This window comes from Bifidobacterium actinocoloniiforme DSM 22766, assembly GCF_001263395.1.
GTDB classification, from domain to species: Bacteria; Actinomycetota; Actinomycetes; order Actinomycetales; family Bifidobacteriaceae; genus Bombiscardovia; species Bombiscardovia actinocoloniiformis.
On the sequence record NZ_CP011786.1, the window covers coordinates 235293 to 258692 of the forward strand.

Genomic DNA, 23400 nt, shown 5'->3' on the forward strand with positions numbered 1-23400 from the left:
GGTTGCTTACCTTGTTGCCGTTGACTTTCGTCATCGCTTCCGCGCTCAAGCTCAGGCCGCGGCCTGAGCCTGGGCAGCCAGTTGCTTGTCGGTGAAGAAGGGGTCGCCGTCCACTTCTTGATCATCGCGCTTCAGGATGAATATGCCGTAAATCAGCGCCGCGAGCACCACCAGGGAGATCGTGTAGAAAGTCATACGATCGCCCACGCGGTCGTGGAGCATGCCCAGCGGCGTGGACAAGATTACCTGGCCCACCTGAGAGGCGATCTGGAAACCGACCATGTACAGGGTGGCCGACAGCTTGGGGTTGAAGTGCAGGGTGAAGTAGCGGAAGGCGGGCAGCGAGAAGAGCGGCACTTCGATCGAGTGGAAGAGCTTGACGATCGAAACCATGATTGGATCATGGAAGAACCCGCACAGGCCAATGCGCAGGAACATCACGGTCGCGCCCAGGAGCAGGGAGTTACGCACGCCGATCTTGCGCATGATGATGGGGACCACGCCCATCATCGCGGACTCCAGGAAGACCTGGAAGCCGTTGAGGGTGCCGTACACCGAGTTGCCGATCTCCGGCGTCGCGAACAGGTTGGCGTAATAGGTGGGGAACATCTGCTGGTCGAAGACCGTGTAGAAGGTGTTGGTGAACATCATGAAGACGATCAGCAGCCAGAGGGTGGGCATCCCCAGGACCGAGAACATGTCCTGCAGGGAGGGGTTGGTCTTTTCGTTGGGGTCGGCTTCCTTCTTCATCTCGACCTTTTGCTCGGACGGCACCCAGAAGGTGTAGACCAGGAGCATGCCGACGCCGAACGCTGAACCCAGCCAGAAGTTGATCAGCGGGTTGATGTTGAAGACGAATCCGGCGATCAGGGCCACAATCGCGTAACCGAAGGACCCCCAGGCGCGCGATTGGCCGTATTCAAAGCCGAACTTGCGTGAGTAGCGCTCGGTCACGGCCTCGATCAGCGAGCAGCCGGACATGAACCCCGCCGACAGGACAATCGAGCCCAGGATGGCGCCCAGCATCATGTTGGTATGCATGAGCGGAGCGTAGATGAACTGCACAAAGGGGCCGACCAGGGCCGCGATGGCGGAGATGAAGATGGTCAGCTGCCGCTTGACGCCAAGCTCGTCCTGGATCAGACCGTAGGCGAACATGATGACCAGGGTGCCCACCGAGTTGATCGAGTAGACCGTGCCGACCTGGGTGTTGGTCATGTGCAGCCCGGTGGCCAGCCACCGCTGGTAGAAGGACCACCAGATGCCCCAGGAGCAGAAGAACAGGAAGATGCCTACGGAGCTCTCCATATAGGAAGGGTTGCGCCAGGCTGACAATTTCTTGGACATTGTGCCTCTTTCATAGAGTCTCGGGGCCGGCATCGCTGCCGGGGATTTCGATGTTGCACGAAGCGCAGCTTGCTTCGATGCCCCCGGAAGGTCATTGTAATGCGTCAATCGTTTGACGTCAAACGATTGACGCATTACGGGCTCAAAGAGGCACGTCTATTGCTCCTTGACGTATACCTAGCATTGGCAACCGGCTTCAGTGTGCCTTAGCTGTCCCTAGTGGCTCGCCACTGAGTCCTTTTCCACCAAGCGGCAGTGGATGAGCGCCGGGCTTGGAACGTCCAACGCCGGCAGGGGGGCTCTCGCGCCGGGTGCTTCGGCCTCGTCCATCTCCAGCGTTTTGCCCTCGATGATTGAGACCAGTTTGTAGACCGCCCAGTAGCCCATCTCGTAGTGGGGCAGCTCAATCGTCGTCAGCCGAGGAGCCAGCGTCTCGGCGAACACCCGATGGTTATCCACGCCCACTACGCTCCAGTCGGCCCCGACCCGCAAACCTCGACGGGCCGCGGCTTCATACACGTACCAGGCGCGCGCGTCGTTGAAGCAGAAAAAGCCATCCGGTTCACTTGCTCTGACCAGGCCCTCCACCGCGTCCAGGGCCTCCTGGTTGAAACCCACGTGCACGGCCAAAGCCGGGTCGAACACCCGCCCGGCCTCCTCCAACGCCGCCTTGTAGCCCATGAAACGCAAGCCCTGCGCCAGGATTGGGTCCTTGTCCCCTATGTAAGCAATGCGCTCGCAGCCCGCCTCGACCAAGCGGCGGGTGGCGTCATAGCCGATCTGAAACTCGTCCGGGGCCACAGCGGGGAAGTGGCCCGTGCGTTCGCTCGCGTTGGCCACTACCACTGGCAGCTTCGCCAGCGAAGCCGGCACATCCGCGACCCGGTCGTACATCTTGGCGTAGAGAAAGCCGTCGGCCCCGTAACGCTTGAGCGCGGCGATCTGGCGCTCCTCCTGGGCCACGCCGTCGGTCGAAACCGTGATGAGCATGTAACCCAGCTTTGCCGCCGCGTCCTGGGCGCCCATAATCAACCCGCCAGCGAAAGGGGTCGTGGCCACTTCCTGCGAGATGAAGCCCAAAATGCGGGTGCGGGAGGTGCGCAGGGAGCGGGCCAGAGCGTTGGACCTGTAGCCCATCGCCTTGGCTTGCCCGCGCACCCGTTCGGCTGTGTCAGGCTTGACCCGGCCCTTGTCAAGGTTGTTCAGGACCAGCGAGACCGTCGAGACCGACACGCCAGTGGCCTGGGCGACCTCTTTCATCGTGGTCATCGACGGTCCTTTCTCGCGCATGTGAACGACCCCAGCTTAACCGAGGCCCTTGCCGCAAGCGTGCCGCCGGCGGCGCCGCGCTTACGCTCACGGCCCTGGGCGCCACCGGGTTATGCTGGCACTCGCAGGTTTCGAGTTTCGCTGTCTCCTTCGGTTCCGGGTGGGTGGGTCGACGGCCGGTGACCCCAGCGGGAACGTTTGAACGGGTGGGGAAGGCTTATCTCTCTGATTGAGCCTGACCGGAGAGGAGCTCGTCGACCAGCTGGGGCTTGCGTTCCATCTGGTTGCGGAAGCCTGGGCGGATATCGAGCTTAAGGCTCACGCCGGTGCGGTGGCCTTGTGAGGCGAGCCTGAGGGCGGCGTCGCGGACCACGCGCAGCACGTCGTCCAGGTCGCCCTCGATGTTGGTGAACATGGCGTTGGTCTCGTTCTTCAAACCGGAGTCGCGGATGACGCCCACAGCCTGGGCCACATACTTGGAGAGCTCCTCGCCAGCGCCCGACGGCGCTATCGCCACCGCAGCCACCGTGTTGATGTACTCGTGGGACCCGCTCCGGCCCTTGTCCCCGTCTTCCTTACGCTCATTCGTCATAGCCATCCGCCTTCCGTGTGATGGATCCCAGCGTCGGTGCAGGGGTCCAGTGGATACGGCGACTCGGCCGCGTCATGCTCCCTCCGCTGGTTTTAGCCAACAGGTTCCAAGGGTCGGCCTCACGGCCTTCTCAACTCCCAGAGGAGTTCCCCTGCATCGTCTTTCAGCTTAGGCCGCTTGGACGACAGCGGGGGAGCGCGTCAGGAGGGTGAAAACAGTCATCAGCGCAGGATAATGTAAGGTCATTGCGTTTTCATTCGTATGCAAGAGAAGGTGTGACTAGTGGCAGCGTCAAAACTTGATGAAGTCGTTTCCCTGGCGAAGCGGCGCGGGTTCGTCTTCCCCGCCGGCGAGATTTACGGCGGCACGCGCTCGGCTTGGGATTACGGTCCCCTAGGTGTGGCCCTGAAGGACAACATCAAGCGTGAGTGGTGGCGCGCCATGGTCGTCACCCGCGACGACGTCGTGGGGGTGGACACCTCCGTGATTCTACCGACAGCGGTCTGGGTGGCCTCAGGCCATGTCTCCGTCTTCAACGACCCGCTGATCGAGTGCCTGAGCTGTCACAAGCGCCACCGGGCCGACACCTTGGAAGAGGCCTACGCCGAGAAGCACGGGCACGCGCCAGAGAACGGGCTGGCCGACATTCCCTGCCCCGACTGCGGGGCCAAGGGCCAGTGGACCGAGCCGCGCGACTTCAACATGATGCTTCAGACCCACCTGGGCCCCGTGGCCGACGAGAACTCGCTGCATTACCTGCGCCCGGAGACCGCCCAGGGCATCTTCGTGGACTTCAAGAACGTGATGGGCGCCTCCCGCTCCAAGCCGCCTTTCGGCATCGCCAACATAGGCAAGTCCTTCCGCAACGAAATCACGCCAGGCAACTTCATCTTCCGCACGCGCGAGTTCGAGCAGATGGAGATGGAGTTCTTCGTCACCCCCGGCACGGACGAGGACTGGCACCAGTACTGGATCGACGCCCGCACCCGCTGGTACACGGACTTGGGCATCAACCCCGAGAACCTGCGCCACTACGAGCACCCCAAGGAGAAACTGGCCCATTACTCCAAGCGCACGGTCGACATCGAGTACAAGTTCGGCTTCACCGGGTCCACCTGGGGCGAGTTGGAAGGCGTGGCCAACCGCACCGACTTCGACCTCAAGGCGCACGCCGAGCACTCGGGCGAGGACCTGCGCTACTTCGACCCTGCTTCGGGCGAGAAGTACATCCCCTATGTGATCGAGCCTGCCGCGGGTCTGACCCGTTCTCTCATGGCCTTTCTGGTCGACGCCTACGACGTGGACGAGGCCCCGAACACCAAGGGTGGCGTGGACCGGCGCACAGTCTTGCGCCTGGACCCGCGCCTGGCCCCCTACAAGGCCGCGGTGCTGCCGCTGTCCAAGAAGCCCGACCTGCAGGCCATCGCCCACAACCTGGCCGGGGATTTGCGCCAGAACGAATGGATGGTGGCTTACGACGAGGCCGGGGCCATCGGCCGCCGTTACCGCCGCCAGGATGAAATCGGCACCCCCCTGTGCATCACCGTGGACTTCGATACCCTGGACGACCATGCGGTCACGATCCGCGACCGCGACACGATGAACCAGGAGCGCGTGGCGCTGGATCGAGTGCAGGATTATGTGCGCGAGCGGGTCAGCGAAAAGCGGGTGCGTTACCCGGAGGGACCCGCTTCGATCACCGGCGCCACCGCGGCTGATGGCTCGGTGGATGTGAGCCAGGAGTCCGGTGAGGACGAGTCCCAGCCGGTGCAAGTGGCCGAGGCCGGTGGCGAGTACTGAGCCAAGGGCGCTGCAAGCGATGAGTCAAGAGCGGATCAACCTCGCCCCAGTGCGCCTGGGGCCGATTAGCGTCCCCACGCCGGTGGTGCTCTCGCCGATGGCCGGCGTGACCAACTGGCCCTTCCGAGTCCTGTGCGAAGAGTATGGCCCTGACGGGCTCTATGTGGCGGAGATGGTGACCGCCCGGGCCCTGGTGGCCGGCAATCCCAAGGCTTTTCGCCTGTGCCGGTTCGCGCCCAGCGAGCGGGTGCGCTCCCTGCAGCTCTACGGGGTGGACCCGGCGATCGCCGAGCAGGCCGCGCGCATAGTCGTGGATGGAGGCATGGCCGACCACATCGATCTGAACTTCGGCTGCCCGGTGCCCAAGGTCACCCGACGGGGCGGAGGCTCAGCGCTACCCTGGAAACTCGACCTGTTCGCGGAGCTGATTCGTCGAATCGTGGCTGTCTGCGAGCCTGCCGGCATCCCAGTGACCGCGAAGATCCGCGTGGGCATCGACGCCGAGCACGCCACCTTCCTGGAGGCCGGCCGCATCGCCCAGGAGGAGGGCTGCGCCGCCGTGACCCTGCACGCGCGCACTACCGCCGAATACTACGGCGGGCACTCCGACTGGGATCGCATTGGCCAGCTGGTCCAGGCGTTGGACATTCTGGTCTTCGGCAACGGCGACATCTGGTGCGCCGAGGACGCCGAGGACATGGTGAGCCAGACCGGATGCGCTGGCGTGGCCGTCGGGCGCGGATGCCAGGGCAGGCCCTGGCTCTTCCGGGACATCGCCAACGCTTTCGCCGGTTCCGACGAGCGGTTCGAGCCCACCCTTGGACAGGTGGGGCAGGTCATGGCACGCCATGCCCGCCTGCTGGTCGACTTCTACGATGGCGACGAGCGCATGGCCGTCCACGATATGCGCAAGCACGTGGCCTGGTACGTCAAGGGTTTCCCGGTGGGGGGAGCCACGCGTCGAGCATTCATGGCCTGCGAGACCTTGGCTGACTTGGACGCGCGAATAGCCGAGCTGCCCCAGGACGAGCCTTATCCGAAGACCGTGGCCGCCAAGCCGCGCGGCCGTGTGCGCTATGCTAAAAAGGTCCGCCTGCCCTCCGGCTGGCTGGACTCGCGGACCACCACCAGCGAGGAGCGCCGGGTCCTCTTCGGCGACGATCCGATGGATGCCTCGTATTAAGTGCGCCACGGCCGACCGCGGTGGTCGGAGGGGCTCTGCTAGGTTTGTGCAGGGATTGAGGGGAAGTCGCGTGAAAGGGCTGGAAATTCTCAGCTCAGACAACCGAGAGGTAGTCTAGAATAGGGCTGATGCGGGGTGAGCGTGTTGGCGTATCTGGTTTGCGCTAGAGTTGGCCCTAACGCGGAGTGACAGGAGCATATGGTGAGCGAGATTGCCCAGACTGACAATTTCAATGACAAGACCAATATCAAGGTCGTCGGTGTCGGTGGCGCAGGCGGCAATGCGGTCAATCGTATGATTGCCGAGGGCTTGCAAAACGTCGAATTCGTCGCCATCAATACCGATGCCAAGGACCTCTTGCGCTCCGAAGCGAACGTCAAAATCTCCTTGTCCGACTCCAATTCACGAGGCCTGGGCGCTGGGGCTGATCCTGAGAAAGGCGCCAAGGCGGCCAAGGACCACCAGTCCGACATCGAAGAGGTACTCAAAGGCTCCGACATGGTCTTTGTCACGGCAGGCGAAGGTGGCGGCACCGGCACAGGCGCCAGCCCAATCGTGGCCCGCGCGTCCCGCCAGCAGGGTGCGCTCACCATCGCCGTCGTCACTCGCCCCTTCACCTTCGAAGGCCCCCGCCGCGCTGCTTCCGCGGAGTCCGGCATCGAGAACCTGCGCAAGGAGGTCGATGCGCTGATCGTCATCCCGAACGACCGCCTGCTTGACCTGTCCGATCGTACGGTTTCGGTCATGGATGCCTTTAAGACCGCCGATACCGCGCTCCTGGCCGGCGTGCAGGGCATCACCGACCTGATTACGATGAACTCTTACATCCACGTGGACTTCTCCGACGTGACCGCCATCCTCAAGGACGCTGGCACCGCCCTTTTCGGCATCGGTGCCGCCCGGGGAGAGGACCGCGCCACCCAGGCCGCCGAGATCGCCATCTCCTCGCCTCTGCTGGAGGAGTCGATCGAGGGCGCCCACGGGGCTCTGGTGAACGTTTCCGGCCCCACTGACCTCACCCTGCAAGAGGCTTCGGCCGCCGTCGAGCTGGTGCGCAGCGCGATACATCCCGAGGCCCAGATCATCTTCGGTCTGGCCTTGGATGACGCCTACGGTGACGAAGCCCGCGTGACGGTCATCGCGGCCGGTTTCGACCCCAGCACTCAGCAGTCCTCCCGCTTCAAGCCGGAGTCCGCAGGTGGGAAGGAAACCGCCGGCGTCACGGACCAGGGCGATTCCCAGCCCCTGGGCCAGGCGGGCCAGTCTTCCGAGACCGAGAACGAGAACCAGGCTTGGCAGCCCGCCGATGATAAGTCGAATCAGGACAACCATGAACCCGAGGATGGTGACGACGACCAGTCCAAGCCTACGGACATGGGCTACCTGGACATCCCGGATTTCCTGCGCTGAGGGAGCGTGAATCCAAGGGCACGAACTGTAAAAGGAGCGGAAACTCATGGCAGGATTGATGAAGAGCGCCATGTCGTACTTCGGTATGGCGGACGTCGTGGATGACGACGAGGAGGAGAACGGCCAGGTGGGCGACGGCATGGACTCCAGCTTCGATACCGACCACTCCGTCACTCCGATTACCAACACAGCCGTCTCCTCCGCTGGCTCGGCAGCCGTTTCAGCCGCGCCCGCCAGTTCCAGTCCCTTCCAGAGTCGGCTCAACCGCATCACCACCATCCACCCGAGGAACTACGAGGACGCGCAGATGGTCGGGCGTGCCATCCGGGACGGCGTGCCGGTCGTGCTCAATCTGACTGGGGTCAGCGAGTCCGTGGCCTACCGGATTGTGGACTTTTCCGCCGGCGTGGTTTTCGGAGTCCGTGGTTCCATTGAGCGTGTCACCCCCCGCGTCTTCCTCCTGAGCCCGGCTCAGGTCAACATCAAGGTGGAGGAAGCTGAATCCACCTCCAACTCCCACGACATCTTCGCAGGCTGAGGCGGACCGCCCGGCCTGGCTTCGTACCTAAGGAGACCCGCCGCCTATGCTGATAGGCCTTTTGGCGTACCTGATCAACTGGCTGATTGATGCTTACATCTTCGTCCTCTTCGTGCGCATGCTCATTGATTGGGCCTTTGTGCTGGCCCCTCGGTGGTATCCACATGGCCTGGTCGGCTCCCTGGTGTCCATCGTCTACCAGCTCACCGAGCCGCCTCTGCGTTGGCTCCGCCGGTACATCCCGCCCCTGCCCTTGGGACGCATCCAATTGGACGTGAGTTTCGTGCTCTTGTGGTTCCTGTTGATTGTCCTGCAAGTGCTGGTGAACGCTTTGATCTGATCCAGCGTGTGCTCACAAGGCTGATATAGTCGTCAAATATAAAGGGGGACGCGGCCGGAGTGAGGTTTCCGGCTGTTTGTATACATCTGCACGTGCTAGCATGTGTACAAGAACAGCAATGTCGGTAGATTGTTGCCTGAAGCGAGGTGGAGAAACACATGGCTCTTTTGACGCCAAAAGACATACGGGAGCATACCTTCCAAACAGTGCGGTTCAAGGAAGGGTATGACGTCGATGAAGTGGATGACTTCCTCGATCAGGTGACCGAGACCGTCGAAGCGCTTGGCAAGCAAGCCGTGCAAGGCGGCGGGGCCTCCACCCAGTCCTTCGGGCCCGACGTGGCCAACTTGAACTCCAAGATTTCCGAGCTGACCGCGCAGATTCAATCTCTCCAGGCCGAGAACCGGGATCTCAAGGCGCGCGCGGCCTCTGCTTCGCAGCAGACCGGCGTCTCGGCGGCCCAGCAGCCAGACCCAGCGGCCCAGCGTCGTGCGGCTGAGGCCGAGGAACGCGCCCGCACCCTGGGCGCCCAGAACGAGCAACTGCGCAACCAGGTCAACCAACTCAACCAGCAGATTGACCAGTTGACCGCTCAGGCGGCACGCGCCGGCGCCAACCAGCCTTCCAACGACCAGCTCTCCACCCTCCAGAGGGAACGCGACGAAGCCCGCCATCAGGCCGAAGAGCTCAACCAGGAACTGGCTTCCACCAAGCGCGACTTGGCTGCCGCGCAGCAGAACGTGACCGGTTCCCGTCAGCAGATCGCCCGCTTCCAGCAGTCCATCCAAGAGGAGAGCAGCAAGACCGCGCAGCTCACTCGCCAGCTTGAGGATGCCCGTAAGCGTGAGTCCGACCTTCGCGCCCAGGTTTCCAAGGTCGAGCCCGCCCCGGAGACCGGCAGCCTCCAGCAGATCGCCGGCGCAGGCGCCAACGCCTCTTCGGAGGCGGAGCGAGCCACCGCCATGCTGACCCTTGCCATGCAGCTGCACGACCAGTACGTCGACAAAGGCAAGGCGAAGGGCGCCGAAATCGTCTCCGCCTCCCAGTCCAAGGTGGACGAAGCCATGTCCAAGGCTGACGCATATGCACGCAAGACCCGGTCCGATGCGGACGATTACGGCCGTCGCATCCACTCCGAGGCCGATTCCTACTCCCAGCGCGTCAAGGGCGAGGCGGACAGCTATTCAGGCAAGATTCGCGAGGACGCCGACGCTTACTCCCGCAGCAAGCGCAACGAGGCCGACGAGTACGAGACCCAGGTGCAGCAGCGCGCCCAGGCTTACGACAAGAGCACCCGCGAATCCGCGGAGCGCTATGCGGCCAGCGTGCAGGACAAGCTCATGGCCCAATCCAAGGTCATCGAGGGCAACATCCAGAGCCTCAAGCAGTTCGAGGCGGAGTACCGCAGCCGCCTGACCGAGTTCCTCGGCCAGCTGGTTTCGCAGGTCTCGGATACCAACAACTACCAGCTTGTCGAAGGCACCGGCAGCGCTGGCAACCAGCGTCTCTGAGAGCCCTGCACCCTTAGTGACCACAGCGCTTACCAAGACTCCCAGACGGCTACGCACTCGCGTGGCCGTCTTCGCATGCCTGGCCTTAGTGGCGATGGCCCTCGACCAGGCCTCAAAAGCCCTGGCCCTCCTGAAGCTGGGAGGGGGCAGGCGGGTTGAAATCATTCCTGGCCTGCTCTCCTTACGGCTTCTGCGAAACCCTGGCGCCTCACTGGGGCTGGGCTCCCGGGCCACATGGGTCATATCCCTGCTCGCCATTTGCGCCTGCCTGGCCTTTATCATCCTCCTCCTACGCACTGGATCGATGGCCTGGACCTTGGCCTTGGCCTTCGCCTTCGCCGGGGCGGCCGGCAACCTGATCGATCGGGTGGCCTACGCTCGTGGCTTCCTGGATGGGGCGGTCGTCGACTTCCTGGACTACGGATGGTCGGTCGGCAACATAGCCGACATCTACCTGGCCCTGGCGGCAGTGGCCGTCATTGTGATGATCATCTTCGGTCCGCGATTCTCAGCCGCAGCCCCCGCCTCGGACAGGGAGGCCCAAGAGCGGGGGGCGCAGCAGTGACCTCCAAACTCCTGCCCGCGCCTGACGCTCTGGTTGGCTTGCGCTTGGATACGGCCCTGGCCAAGATGATGGGCGTGTCCAGGGCCAAGGCCGGGGAGCTGATCCTTGAGGGCCGTGTCAGCTTGTTGGGGCGTAAGGCCCACAAGGCCGCCACCCTGCAGGCGGGTGATCTGGTGGAGCTGGACGAGCCGGAGCCCGAGCACCAGATCGAACCGGTGTGCGAGGACATGGCCATCGCCTACGAGGACGAGGACTTGATCGTGGTCGACAAACCGGTCGGGGTGGCCGCGCACAGCTCCGCCGGTTGGAACGGACCCACCGTGCTCGGCACCTTGCTGGATCGCGGCGTGAGGATCACCTCCCTGGGCGCTTCAGGCCGCCAGGGCATCGTCTCCCGCCTGGACGCGGGAACCAGCGGCCTGATGCTGGTGTGCAAGTCGGACTTGGCCTACAGGGCCATGCGCCGGCAGTTCGCCCAGCACGAGGTGGTGAAGATCTACCATGCCTTGGCCCAGGGCAACCTGGCCCAAGACAAGGCCACGATCGAAGCGCCGATCGGCAGGGCCAAGGTGCGCGACTTCCGCTTCACCGTCACCCCAGCCGGCAAAGAGGCGGTGACCCACTGGGACGTGCTGGAGCGCTTCGGCGAAGCCACCCTGGCCAAGGTCAATCTGGAGACCGGACGCACCCACCAGATTCGCGTCCACTTTTCGTCAATCGGCCACCCGCTGGTCGGCGACAGCATGTATGGAGCGAATCCCGAACTTGCTGAGCGCCTGGGCTTGGAGCGACAGTGGTTGCACGCCATACGGCTGGAATTCCGCCACCCCCGCACCGGCCTGTGGACCACGGTCGATTCGACCTACCCCGCCGACCTGGCGGCCAGCCTGGAGACCCTGCGCCGGGAGACCGCGAGATGACCCGCGCACGGACCCCTATGCCTTCAGCTCACCGCTAGGCGAGCCGGACAAGGGGAGGAAACCGTGGCAAACCGCGCCTGGGCGGAACTTCCCTGGCCACCCGCCTCGCTGTGAATGGGCGGGCTTGTGTCGGGGCCTTTAGTAGATTAGGAGTATGGCTTCCACAGTTGCTCCGGACAGTTTCATCCACCTGCACAACCACACGCACTACTCCACTTTGGACGGTGCCTCGAAGGTGCCTGAGCTGGTGCAACAGGTCAAGGCCATGGGGCAGAAGGCCATAGCGATTACCGACCACGGCAACATGCACGGCGCTTACGAACTCTGGCGGAACGCGGTGGACAACGACATCAAACCGATTATCGGCATCGAGGCCTACGTGACCCCCGAGACCGCGAGGCAGGACAAGACCCGCGTGCATTGGGGCGATGAGACCCAGCGCTCGGACGACGTGTCCGGTGGCGGCTACATCACCCACATGACCATGTGGGCCGAATCCGACACCGGTTTGGTCAACCTGATCAAGGCGTCATCGGTAGCCAATCTGGAAGGCCTGGTCGGCAAGTGGCCCCGCATGGACAAGGAAGTGCTCTCCACCTACTCCAAGGGCGTCATCGCCACGACCGGCTGCCCCTCCGGTATCGTGCAGACCCGCCTGCGTTTGGGCCAGTACGACGAGGCTCTTCGGGCGGCGGGGGAGTTCCAGGATATCTTCGGCAAGGACAACTACTACGTGGAGCTGATGGACCACGGCCTGGAGATCGAGAAGCGGGTGACCAAGGACCTGCTGAGGATCGCGAAATCCATCGGCGCCCCTGTGGTGGCCACCAATGACGCCCACTACGTCAAGGAGGAGGACGCGGGCGCGCAGGACGCGCTCCTTTGCATCAACTCCGGCGCCCACCTGGACGAGCCAGGGCGCTTCAAGTTCGACGGATCGGGCTACTACATACGCTCAGCCCGGGAGATGCGCGACCTCTTCAAGGAATTCCCCCAGGCTTGCGACAATACGTTGGAAATCGCCGAACGCTGCAATGTGATGTTCGACGACCACGAGGACGGGGCCTTCATGCCCCGGTTCGACTGCCCTGAGGGCTGGGACGAGACCTCGCTCTTCCTCAAGCAGGTGGATGAGGGCCTGAAGAAGCGCTATCCGGGCGGGGTGCCCGCCGAAGTCTCCAAGCAGGCCGACTACGAGTGCGGCGTCATCTGCCAAATGCAGTTCTGCGGCTACTTCCTGGTGGTCTCCGATTACATCAATTGGGCCAAGGAGCACGGGATCATGGTGGGCCCGGGGCGCGGTTCGGCGGCAGGCTCGATGGTGGCCTACGCGATGGGCATCACCGAGTTGGACCCCCTGCGGCACGGTCTGATTTTCGAGCGCTTCCTGAACCCGGAGCGCGTCTCCCTGCCTGATATCGATGTGGATTTCGACCCCGAAGGCCGCATGAAAGTGCTGGAGTACGTGGCCGACAAGTACGGTTCCGACAAGGTTGCCCAGTGCGTGACTTACGGCACGATCAAGACCAAGAACGCCTTGAAGGACTCGGCGCGCATCATGGGCTACGAGTACTCGATGGGCGACAAGGTGACCAAGGCCCTGCCGCCTTCGGCCAACGGCAAGGACATGAGTCTCAAGGACATCTTCGACCCTGGCTCCAAACGTTACCCGGAGGCGCGCGAGTTCCGCGAGCTCTACGACTCGGACCCGGACGTGCACCGGATCACCGACGAAGCCAAGGGCTTGGAAGGCATCATCCGCCAGACCGGCGTGCACGCCTGCGCCACGATCATGGGCGCCGAACCGATCACCAACACTTCGCCGCTCATGGAACGCAACGACGGCACCGTGACCACCACCTTCGAGTACCACACCTGCGAGACCCTGGGCCTGGTCAAGATGGACTTCCTGGGGCTGTCCAACTTGAGCGTGATCCGCGACTGCCTGAACAACATCGCGCGCAACGGGAAGGAGCCCATCTCCTACCAGGAGATCCCGTTGGATGACAAGGAGACTTACGAGCTGCTCTCCAGAGGCGACACCCTGGGCGTCTTCCAGCTCGATGGCGACGGCATGCGCTCCCTCCTGCGGCTCCTGAAGCCCGATAACTTCAACGACATCTCCGCCCTGATCGCCCTCTACCGACCGGGCCCTATGGATATGGATTCGCATATCAACTACGCCAAGCGCAAGAACGGCCAGCAGAAGATCGAGCCCATCCACCCGGAGGTGGCCGAGCCGCTGAAGGAGGTCCTGGACGAGACCTACGGCCTGATCGTCTACCAGGAGCAGGTGCAGTCCGCGGCCCGCATCCTGGCCGGCTACTCCTTGGGTCGGGCCGACGTGCTGCGCCGGGCCATGGGCAAGAAGAAACCCGAGGTCTTGGCCAAGGAGCAGGTGCCCTTCTTCGAGGGCATGAAGGAGCACGGCTACTCCGAGGAGGCCGCCCAAGCGGTTTGGGACATCCTGGTTCCCTTCTCCGGCTACGCGTTCAACAAGGCCCACTCCGCCGCCTACGCCTTGATCGCGTATTGGACAGCCTATCTGAAGACCCACTACCCGGTGGAGTTCATGGCAGCCCTTCTCCAGGGCGAGCGCAGCAACAAGGACAAGACCGCCCTCTACCTGGGCGAGGCCCGACGCATGGGCATCAAGGTCCTGCCGCCGGACATCAACGAGTCGGTTTCCGAGTACTCCGCCGTCGGCGACGTGGTGCGCTTCGGCTTGGGCGCCATCCGTAACGTGGGCGACAAGGCCGTCAAGGAGATCATCAGCGAGCGTGAGGGTAAGCGGGGCAAGTTCGTCAATTTCCTGGACTTCGTCAAGCGGGTCTCGATGGAGGCGCTCAACAAGCGCACGGTCGAATCCCTGATCAAGGCCGGCGCTTTCGACGAGACCGACGGCAACCGCCGGGCCCTCTTCCAGATTCATGAGGTGGCCATCGATCAGGTGGTGCCGCTCAAGCGCAAGCAGGCCGAAGGGCAGTTTGACCTGTTCGCTGACGAGGAGGACACGTCCGAGGCCGACATCCTGGGCGACGCGGATGTCTCCGTACCTGACATCGAGGAGTGGGACAAGAAGACCAAGCTCAACTTCGAGCGTGAGATGCTGGGCCTGTATGTGTCCGACCATCCCCTGTCCGGCATGGCTTCGGTGCTGGCCGGGTTGCGGGACATGTCGATCGCCCAGCTGGTGGACCGGGCCTCGACCCTGGGCGAAAACCAGAGCGTGGCCATAGCAGGGTTGATCACTTCGGTGGATCGGCGCGTATCCAAGCGGGGCAACCCCTGGGCGCGCGTCACGATTGAGGATTTGGAGAGCTCGATCGTCTGCAACTTCTTCGGCAAATCCTACGAAAAGGCCAGTGAGGACTTGGCGCTGGATACGGTGATACGCGTGCGCGGCCAGGTTGAGATCCGCGATGATGGGGTGAGCATGCGGGCCTTGGACGTGGAGGTGCCGACCCTGGAGGCGGCGGACGAGCGGCCGCTCGTGATCACCCTGCCCCAGGGGGCGATCGACCGTGGGCGGATGCAGCGGCTGGCGCGCATCATCAAGGACCATCCTGGCTACTGCCAGGTGCAACTGGCCGTGTGTGACGCCAAGGGCAACGTCAAACTCTTCACCTTCGGCGACGACTTCCGCAGCAAGCACGACACGTCGATGCTGGCGGAGATCAAGACCGTGTTCGGCCCTTCCTGCCTGCCGGCCGCATGATTGGGCCGGACGGGCCTTGGAGGACTGTCGGCCGGCGATTTCAGCCGGCGCGTGTAGGTTAGTGGAAGCAAGTCAAGCAGTCGAGGAGGCGCCATGAGCGAGCGGGATTCGGACCGGCCGGAGTTTTCGGCAGGCGGCGAGGACGATCACCTGAGCGACGAGGAGATCGAGCGCGCCCTGGCGGGATTCGAGCAGGAGTTTCAAGAGGACGCCGCCGGAGGGTCCCAGGCCTCAGACGGGCCGCTTGACGGCCAGGCAGGGCCCCAGGAGGCCGACCCCCTGACCTCGGGTGGCTTCGATGAGGAGTTGGAAGGGCTGATTGGGAACAAGGCCAAGGCCGCCCTTATCGTCACCCGCCTGGCCTCGGCTGAGCTCTTGGCCGCCTTCTGCCAGATTTCCGACATCTCCGCCGTCTGCTTGGAAGACAGCGAGGGCGCAGTGGCGGTCTTGCGCAATCTGGATGGGGACGGGCCCGAGGCGGCGGTCAAGGACCTGACCTGTGTGATCTCCGGCTTGAGCGCCATGCTGGTGGTCAACAGGGCCGACAAGCTGGAGGCCAAACTGTGGGTGGATGGGCGTTCGGGTGAAGCCTTCCCGCCTCCGGTCCTCTTCGCCTCGGCGGCCGGGTTCGTGGAGGACCTGCTGATTGGCGCCGCCGACGTGGACATGCTCACGGCCCAGGGAATCAAGTCCTTCGACTCCGGCGACATGGACCAGGCCCATGCCATGGGGGTCATCGCCTCCCATACCCGCTTCCGCCGTGGAGGCGGCCCAGCCTCCGGCAGGGTAGAATAGGACCCGGCGCGCTGGCCGCGAGGAAGCGGCTGGCGTTGCGGCAGAGGACGTTGCGCTTCACCGGCAGGCCACACGTCGTTAACATGAGCCGGGGGTCATGGAAATATTGGCATGGGAGCATATGGCCATGGAAAAACAAGAAGAGTTCGCCCTGCGTACGGTCGAGGAACGCGATGTTCGCTTCATCCGCCTGTGGTTCACTGACGTGTTGGGGACCCTGAAATCGGTGGCCATCGCGCCGGCCGAATTGGAGAAGGCCTTCGATGAGGGACTGGGGTTCGACGGCTCCGCGATTGAGGGCATGACACGGGTCTCCGAGGATGACATGATCGTCAAGCCTGACCCCTCCACTTTCCAGATCATGCCCGCCCGGGGCAATGGACAAGGCACGGCCAGGATTTTCTGCGACATCCTGACCCCCGACGGCGAGCCAAGCCGGGGCGATCCCCGTCACGTGCTCAAGCGCTCCCTGGCCCGCGCCAAAGAGAAGGGGTTCACCTTCTACACCCATCCCGAAATCGAGTTCTACCTGTTCAAGGCCCAGGAGGACTGGTCGCAGCCACCCGTCCCAATCGACGAGGGCGGTTACTTCGACCACGTGCCCCGGAGCCCGGCTATGGATTTTCGCCGCTCCTGCGTGAGCATGTTGGAGCAGATGGGTATCTCGGTCGAGTACTCCCACCATGAGGCCGGGCCGGGGCAGAACGAGATCGATCTGCGCTACGCCGACGCCCTGGCCACTGCGGACAACATCATGACCTTCCGCACCGTGGTCAAGGAGATCTCCCTGGAGTGGGGGATGCATGCCTCTTTCATCCCTAAGCCTTTCACCGACAAGCCCGGGTCGGGGATGCATACCCACTTGAGCCTGTTCGAGGGCGACATGAACGCTTTCTACGAGGTGGGACAGGAGTTCAACATGTCCGCCCAGGCCCGGCAGTTCGCCGCTGGCATCCTGGCGCACGCGGCTGAGATTTGCGCGGTGACCGACCAGTACGTCAACTCCTACAAGCGGCTGTGGGGCGGTGCCGAGGCGCCCTCCTACATCTGCTGGGGGCACAACAACCGTTCCGCCCTGCTGCGCATTCCGCAGTACAAGCCCGGCAAGGGCAACTCCGCCCGCATGGAATTCCGCGCCCTGGACCCGGTGGCCAACCCTTACCTGGCCTTCTCAGTGCTGTTGGCCGCCGGGTTGGACGGCATCGAGCGCAAGATGACCCTGGGCGATCCCACCTCCGACGACGTGTGGGAGCTGACCGACGCCGAACGGCAGGCCATGGGCATCCAGCCCCTGCCCGACTCACTGGACACGGCGCTGAAAATAATGGAGAAGTCCGAGTTCGTGGCCTCTGTCTTGGGCGAGCACGCTTTCGAGTACTTCCTGCGCAACAAGCGTCGCGAGTGGAACGAGTACAACCGGCAGGTCACGCCCTACGAGTTGGAGTTCTACCTGCCCCGCCTGTAGAACCGCCCGGCCTCGCGCAGGACCGGCTTTGGCTTGGGCGAGGCCGACGGGGTTGACTGCTTAGGCGGGTCGAACCAGTTCTGGTAGATGACTGAGAAGTTCCTGTTGCCGTAGGCTGAGCATGCATCGCCCTCGCCCACGCCGGCCTTGAGGGCGGCTTGGTTGGGTTGGTAAGGCGTGTAGATGTAGAGCAGGGCGGTCGCATCATTCTCGATGTAGACGTCTGAAGCGCCGCAGGAGGCCTTGGGGGAGTAGCGCACCGAGTTGATCCGCCCAGGCTTGAACTGGTACTCGTCCATGTGAGCCTGGTAGTAGCGGTAGCGGTGGGCGGCTCCATACACTTGGTTGAAGAAGCCCGCGTAAGCCGGGTCGCAGTCCGCGTCGTCGGGGCAGGACAAGCCCATGGCCGCCTTGTACTGCAAGGGCGTGGGGGCAGTGGCCGAGACCAGGTGCTGCTCCTTTTGCAGCATGGTCAGCAGGACCTTCTGGCTGATCCTGCAGGAGCGGGCGGCCCCATCGATGATGGTGGCCGCTGACTGGGCTTTGCCGCCCTGGTACTCGTCGCACAAATCATCGGCCGGCTTGGACGGAACGTCCACCTTGTAGGACTTGAGGCAGGGTTGTGAGCTTCTGGTGGTCTGGGCGGTGCAGGTGGCGCCTTTCTTGTCCAGGAAGGCCTGCACGTCGTCCGCGTTCATACTGGTTGTATCGAAGAAGCGCTGGTCGGAGATAATCAGCCCAGGATTGAACCCATAGAGGTCGTTGGATTCCTCCTGTCCATGGCGGACCACGGAGACCCGAGCCTGGTAGCTGAGGAAAGCCAGCCCGGTGATGACCAGGGCCAGGACCAGGAGGGCCGCCAGCGTCGCAGCGGCGCCCGTCTCCACCCTGCGGGCGAGGGACTGGCGCCGCCAGCGGGCGTAGAGGCGCTCGAAACCTCCCTTGCCCCTGCCTTTGGACTTGGAATTCTTCGACGATGCGCGAGTGCTCATCTCAAGCCTCCAATGCTTTGCGAATGCGCTGGATGCTGACCGGGCGAGGGGCGCCAAGCTCCTGGGCCCACAGGGATACGTAGAAGTCCTCCAACATCCAACGGGCGCGGTCGGTCTGCTCCGCCATCTCCTCGCGTCGAGGGCCGGCGGGTAGCCCATCCGCCCGGGCGCGTGCCTTATCGACTAGCTGCTTGGCCTCATCCGCCTGCCAGGCCCAGCGTACATCGCGGTCCTTATCGACCCGGGCCTTGGTCAGGCGAATCAGGTCGGCGTGCAAGTACCGCTCGAAGGAGGGCAGCGCTTGCGGGGGTGCGGCGCCGATGAAGCCGGTGTGCACCAGGGAGGCGGCATGGTCGCGGATCCATTGCAGGACCGAGAGCATGGGCAGGTCGGCGGGCCCGGAGACCGCTTTGTCCACCTCGGCGTAGCGCTGGAGGATGACGATGATGTCTTGGGCCAGGCGATAGACCGTGTCCTCGAAAACGCCGGAGATCTTGTAGACCGCCTCGGTGAGCGCTTGGTCGTCGGGCAAGTCCGCCACACGTGGCAGAAGGCGCTTTACCGCAGCCAGTTGCAGGTCATCGACCAGGGCCTTGGTTGACGGGTAGGGGGCGGCCGCCAGCATCAGGGCCTCACGGCTCAGCCAACGCGAGGAAATCCGCTCGTCAGGAAGCTTCAGGGTCTTCAGGGCCCCTTGCCAGAGCATGTCGGAACGGGGGATGGTGGTGGCACCGGAACGTTGGAGCAGGTCGGCGCGCTTGACCACCTGCCCCTGCCGGGCAGCCTTGCGGGCCTGAGTGGAGACCCGGGCCTGGGCAGACCGCCGCGCGGGTTCGGCGAAGCGGCGCTGGAGGTCGCCCAGGGACTTAGAGCGACCGAGGACCTTGCCCTGAGGGGCGCCGGAGCGCTGCCCTGGGCGCCGACCGTGGCGGTCATGGTTGCCATGCCCGCCACGGCCGGTTTGCGTCGGCTCCTCGACCGCGAAGGTCATGCGTAGGTATGGGGGCAGGCGGTCCAGCTGCTCGGGCGAGAAGACCTGGGGGTGGACCTGGGCGCCGACCACATCGATCGCGGCCTGGGTGAACACCTGATCGAAGGGTGGCCAGGGAGCGGCGATGGGCTTGGCGTCGGATTCAGTGGGCGGCTCCTGGGCCGGGTCCAAAGGCGCGCTGCCCGGCAGGCGTGGGTAGCGCTCGTCAATCCAGGCGCGGATGGCCCGGGCTGTGTCCGGGGCGGGCACGAACTGGCGGCGCAGGGCCTTGGGCAGGGATTTGATGGTGGCCACAATCAGCTCATCCAGGAGGCCAGGCACGTTCCACGTGAACTGTTCAGGGGTCAGCTGGCCCAGGGCGGCCAGCGGCACGTGCAGGGTGACCCCGTCCTCAGGGGACTGGGGGTCGTAGACATACGACAGACGCAGGTCAATCGGGGAGCCATCGGTGCCCACCGTGTGCCAGTGGTCCGGGTAGTCGCCCGGGCGGGCCGAGGATTCGCCCTGACGCAGACGCTCGACCTGGGTCGGGTCGAATGTCAGCATATCCGGGTCCTTGGCTCGAGCGCCCTTCCACCACTTGGCCAGGGCGGCCAGGGAAGTGGCTTCCTGCGGGAGGCGCTCATTATAAAAGTCGTAAAGGTCCTCATCGGTGGCGCTTTGGGCGACCAGGCGGGTCTTGGAGGCTTGTTCGCCCTCCTCTTGCAGGACGCGACGGTTGCCCTCGATGAAGTCGTCGTAGGAGAAGCGCTCGCGGATGTCGCCTTCCACGAGGCCTTGGCGGATCAAGAAGTCCCGAGCCTCCGAAGGGTTGATCGAACCCCACAGGACCGGCCGGCCCGATACGATCGGCAGGCCGTAGAGCAGGACCGTCGAGGAGGCCACAGCGGCCCCCTTGGTGGCGGACCAGTGGGGTTCGGCGTAGGTGACGCGAGTCAAGTCGCCGGCCAAGGACTCGGCCCAGGCTGGGTCCACGGCGGCGCAGTAGCGTGCCCATAGGCGGGAGGTCTCCACCAGGCCTGCTGCCATGATCCAAGGTGGAGGGGTCTTCGCCAGGGCGGATGAGGGGAAAATCGCGAAACGGGTGCCGCGCGCCCCTCGGTACTCGTTGCGCGAGCGCTTCTGGGCCCGCTTGATGGCCTTGGCCCGGGCCGCGCCTTTCAAGCCGGCGAATTGGGAGGCCTTGGGCTCGGTCACCACCTGCATCCCCAGGCTTGAAAGAAGGCCGGACAACATGCAGCGGTGGAGGCCTTCTCCGTCCCAGGAGCAGGCCAGCGATCCCCGCCCCTGCTGGGCCAAGGGCAGGGCAAGGGCCTCGCTCTTAGGGCCGGAAGCCGGTCGGGGCTGGCCCACCTTCATGCGCATGTCCTGGCAGGTCTGGTCCAGCTGCCGGTACAGGTCGTGCCACTGGCGCAAGCGGGGGAAGCTCAGGAACTCGTTCTTGGAAAGGCGGCGCAGGGTAGAGGAGGAGGCCTTGCCGTCTGGGAAGCAGTGCTCCCAGAGGTTCAGCACGGTCACGAAGTCCGAGGAAGGGTCCTGGAAGCGGGCGTGGAGGCGGTCGGCTTCGTCGCGTTTGTCCTCGGGTCGCTCACGCGGGTCCTGCAGGCTCAGGAAGGCGACGACCACGATGACCGCGGCCAGCGTGTTGGGTGTGGCCTCACGGTCGGCTTGAAGGATCATGCGGCCCAGGCGGATGTCGATTGGGATGCGGGAGAGCCTGCGGCCCAGCCGGTTCAGCCTGATGCGCCCATGGTCGCGGTCGATGGCGCCGAGTTCGGTCAGCTCGTTGAAGCCGTCGGAGACCGCCTTGACGTCCGGTGGGTCGATGAAGCCGAAACCGGTCACATCCTGGGCCGTGTGCGCTACGCCGACTGAAAGCATGTGCAGGACGACGGCGCCCAGGGAGGTGCGCAGGATTTCAGGGTCGGTGAAGCGTGGGCGGGATTCGTAGTCTTCGCGCGAGTAGAGGCGGATGGCGATGCCGTCGGCCACTCGTCCGCAGCGGCCCGCCCTCTGGTCGGCTGAAGCCTGGGAGATCGGCTCGATCGGCAAGCGCTGGACCTTGGCTGACTTGGAATAGCGCGAGATGCGGGCCAGGCCTGGGTCCACCACGTAGCGGATGCCTGGCACGGTCAACGAGGTCTCGGCCACATTGGTGGCGATGATGATGCGCTGGTGGGTGTGGGGCTGGAAGGCGCGGTGCTGCTCCTTGGCGGACAGTCGGGCGTACAAGGGCAGGATCTCTATCGCGTCGGGTCGGCGCTGGTCTGAGGCGCGCGGGCCCCAGTGGCGGCGCAGGGCGGCCTCGTACTCGTGGATGTCGTGCTCGCCGGCGGCGAAGACCAGGATATCCCTGGGGCCGGTGGCGTGGCTGGAAAGGATGACGAGCTCGGCGCAAGCCCGGGCCACCGCCCCCGGAAGGTCGGCTTCTGCCGTCTCTAGGGGGTCGCCGGAGTCCGGGGCCACCCGTGGGGCCGCGAAGCCGGGTACTTGGCTCATGAGGGCCGGCGGGGCGCCCAGGGGCTCGTAGACGGTCTGGACGGGGTACGTGCGCCCGGAGACCTCGATGACCGGCACTTTGGTGTGCAGGGCCTTGGCGAAGTGCTCCTGGAACTTGACCGAATCGATGGTGGCCGAGGTGATGACCAGCTTTAAATCGCGGCGTTGGGGGAGCAACGCGGTCAGGTAACCCAGCAGGAAGTCGATGTTCAGGCTGCGCTCGTGCGCCTCGTCGATGACGATGGTGTCGTATGCGCTCAGCTTGGGGTCGCGCTGAATCTGGGCCAGCAGGATGCCGTCGGTCACCACTCGCAGGCGGGTGGAGCGCGAGGATTCGTCCTCGAAGCGCACTTGGTAGCCCACCTCGTCGCCGAGTTTGACGCCCAGCTCGTCGGCGATGCGCTCGGCCACGGTGCGCGCCGCGATGCGTCGGGGCTGGGTGTGCACGATTTGGTGACCGTGGGAGCCTCGGCCCATTTGGAGGAGGATTTTGGGAATCTGCGTGGTCTTTCCCGAACCGGTCTGACCGGAGACGATGACCACCTGACTGGATTTGATGGCCTGCTCAATACGATCGCGCGAGGCTGAGACCGGTAGTTCGCTGGGGTAGGTGAACTTCATGGACGGGCGACCTCAATCACCCGGTATCCCTTGGCGGAGGCGTATTTGGCGACGCCCCAGTCCGTCGGCATCTGGGAGGACAGCCAGGTGATCAACGAGTCAGAGCCCAGGTTGCGCTGCACCACGAGGTAGGCGGCGCCTCCGGGGTTGAGCCGGGGTAGGTAGTCCATCAGAAGCTGGTGGAGGACGGCCTTGCCCACGCGGATGGGCGGGTTGGACCAAATCAAGTCGAATCCCTGGCCGCCCGGCAGGTCGTCGGGCAGGGTGGCGCGGATGTTCGTCAGGCCGTTTGTCTGAGCGTTCGCGCGGGTCAGGTCCAGGGCGCGCTCGTTGACATCGACCGCCCAGACCCTGGCCTTGCCGCGCAGGAGGGCCAGTTCAAGGGCTATGGGGCCCCAGCCGCAGCCCAGGTCCAGGAAGTCCCCGCTTTCGGGCGGCTCGGGCGCGCGCTTGAGCAGGACCGATGTGCCAAGGTCCAGGCGGGAGGAGGAGAAGACCCCGTTCGAGACCTGGACTTTGACGGGACGCCCGGCCAGCGTGACGTTGATGGTCCTGCGAACGTCGGGCGAGCCAGGTTGGGCCGAGAAGTATTGTTCGTCCCCTGTGTGTCCTGCCTGCCGTCCCTGGCTCACGTTCGCCGCTCCTCTTCCTTGGTCCATGCTCGCCGAGCCGCCCCCCGCTTGGGCTGCTGGATGCATTCCGATTGTATCCGCCCATATGGTCCGTCAAGCGGGGGGTGAAATCCTGGGTGAGATCCGGGGGGCGGGAGCGAAGCGGCTGGGAAGGGCTCGCTGAGGGTGGATTAGTGCTGGGCAGGTTATAGAGTGGGAGGATATTCCATCAG

At 64.3% G+C, this 23400-nt stretch carries 17 protein-coding genes and 1 riboswitch; of the genes, 11 read left to right on the top strand and 6 right to left on the bottom strand.

What is annotated here, in order from left to right; translation table 11 throughout:
• Window positions 1-51 precede the first annotated feature (51 nt).
• The 3 genes from AB656_RS00810 to AB656_RS00820 form a co-directional block, all read right to left on the bottom strand.
• Window positions 52-1347: an MFS transporter gene (locus AB656_RS00810; protein WP_033504644.1), complete on the bottom strand. Its 1296-nt coding sequence runs from the start codon at window positions 1345-1347 to the stop codon at window positions 52-54.
• Window positions 1348-1563: 216 nt separating this feature from the next.
• Window positions 1564-2616, bottom strand: coding sequence for a LacI family DNA-binding transcriptional regulator (locus AB656_RS00815; RefSeq protein ID WP_033504643.1), 1053 nt, complete (start codon window positions 2614-2616; stop codon window positions 1564-1566).
• 217 nt (window positions 2617-2833) lie between these two features.
• Window positions 2834-3208 carry an MTH1187 family thiamine-binding protein gene (locus tag AB656_RS00820; RefSeq protein ID WP_051905210.1) on the bottom strand — a complete coding sequence of 125 codons (375 nt, stop codon included), beginning with the start codon at window positions 3206-3208 and terminating at the stop codon, window positions 2834-2836.
• Between the two features lie 61 nt (window positions 3209-3269).
• Window positions 3270-3371, bottom strand: a riboswitch (TPP riboswitch).
• A 119-nt stretch (window positions 3372-3490) separates the two neighbouring features.
• On the opposite strand from AB656_RS00820, the gene AB656_RS00825 reads away from it, so the two are divergent.
• From AB656_RS00825 to AB656_RS00875, 11 genes are all read left to right on the top strand, one after another.
• On the top strand, window positions 3491-5008 hold the full coding sequence (locus AB656_RS00825; RefSeq protein WP_033504641.1) for a glycine--tRNA ligase: 1518 nt from the start codon (window positions 3491-3493) through the stop codon (window positions 5006-5008).
• A gap of 19 nt (window positions 5009-5027) precedes the next feature.
• On the top strand, window positions 5028-6191 hold the full coding sequence (gene dusB / locus AB656_RS00830) for a tRNA dihydrouridine synthase DusB (RefSeq protein WP_033504640.1): 1164 nt from the start codon (window positions 5028-5030) through the stop codon (window positions 6189-6191).
• 201 nt (window positions 6192-6392) lie between these two features.
• Window positions 6393-7601, top strand: a complete 1209-nt coding sequence (gene ftsZ / locus AB656_RS00835) for a cell division protein FtsZ (protein WP_051905414.1) — start codon at window positions 6393-6395, stop codon at window positions 7599-7601.
• A gap of 46 nt (window positions 7602-7647) precedes the next feature.
• A complete protein-coding gene (locus AB656_RS00840; RefSeq protein ID WP_033504639.1) occupies window positions 7648-8139 on the top strand; it encodes a cell division protein SepF in 492 nt (163 codons plus the stop codon).
• Between the two features lie 46 nt (window positions 8140-8185).
• Window positions 8186-8479, top strand: coding sequence for a YggT family protein (locus AB656_RS00845; protein ID WP_033504638.1), 294 nt, complete (start codon window positions 8186-8188; stop codon window positions 8477-8479).
• Between the two features lie 158 nt (window positions 8480-8637).
• Window positions 8638-9990, top strand: a complete 1353-nt coding sequence (locus AB656_RS00850) for a DivIVA domain-containing protein (protein ID WP_033504637.1) — start codon at window positions 8638-8640, stop codon at window positions 9988-9990.
• 16 nt (window positions 9991-10006) lie between these two features.
• Complete coding sequence (locus AB656_RS00855) at window positions 10007-10555, top strand: signal peptidase II (RefSeq protein WP_051905211.1); 549 nt, start codon at window positions 10007-10009, stop codon at window positions 10553-10555.
• Window positions 10552-11475 carry an RluA family pseudouridine synthase gene (locus tag AB656_RS00860; protein WP_033504636.1) on the top strand — a complete coding sequence of 308 codons (924 nt, stop codon included), beginning with the start codon at window positions 10552-10554 and terminating at the stop codon, window positions 11473-11475. Before AB656_RS00855 ends, AB656_RS00860 begins: the two co-directional genes overlap by 4 nt.
• Window positions 11476-11629: 154 nt before the next feature.
• A complete protein-coding gene (dnaE, locus tag AB656_RS00865; protein WP_033504634.1) occupies window positions 11630-15193 on the top strand; it encodes a DNA polymerase III subunit alpha in 3564 nt (1187 codons plus the stop codon).
• Window positions 15194-15286: 93 nt separating this feature from the next.
• On the top strand, window positions 15287-15988 hold the full coding sequence (locus tag AB656_RS00870; protein ID WP_033504633.1) for a hypothetical protein: 702 nt from the start codon (window positions 15287-15289) through the stop codon (window positions 15986-15988).
• Between the two features lie 127 nt (window positions 15989-16115).
• Window positions 16116-17453 carry a glutamine synthetase family protein gene (locus AB656_RS00875; protein ID WP_033504679.1) on the top strand — a complete coding sequence of 446 codons (1338 nt, stop codon included), beginning with the start codon at window positions 16116-16118 and terminating at the stop codon, window positions 17451-17453.
• Here AB656_RS00875 and AB656_RS00880 read toward each other — a convergent pair.
• Genes AB656_RS00880 through AB656_RS00890 form a run of 3 tightly spaced genes read right to left on the bottom strand, consistent with a single transcriptional unit; the run spans window position 17435 to window position 23215 of the window.
• The gene (locus AB656_RS00880) at window positions 17435-18445 is read right to left on the bottom strand and encodes a hemagglutinin (RefSeq protein ID WP_193786709.1); all 1011 of its coding nucleotides are present in this window, start codon (window positions 18443-18445) and stop codon (window positions 17435-17437) included. The two genes, AB656_RS00875 and AB656_RS00880, sit on opposite strands and share 19 nt — an antisense overlap.
• A 1-nt stretch (window position 18446) precedes the next feature.
• Window positions 18447-22556, bottom strand: a complete 4110-nt coding sequence (gene hrpA / locus AB656_RS00885; RefSeq protein ID WP_033504632.1) for an ATP-dependent RNA helicase HrpA — start codon at window positions 22554-22556, stop codon at window positions 18447-18449.
• Window positions 22553-23215 carry a class I SAM-dependent methyltransferase gene (locus tag AB656_RS00890; protein WP_081924940.1) on the bottom strand — a complete coding sequence of 221 codons (663 nt, stop codon included), beginning with the start codon at window positions 23213-23215 and terminating at the stop codon, window positions 22553-22555. The genes hrpA and AB656_RS00890 overlap by 4 nt, the downstream gene beginning before the upstream one ends.
• Window positions 23216-23400: the final 185 nt, after the last annotated feature.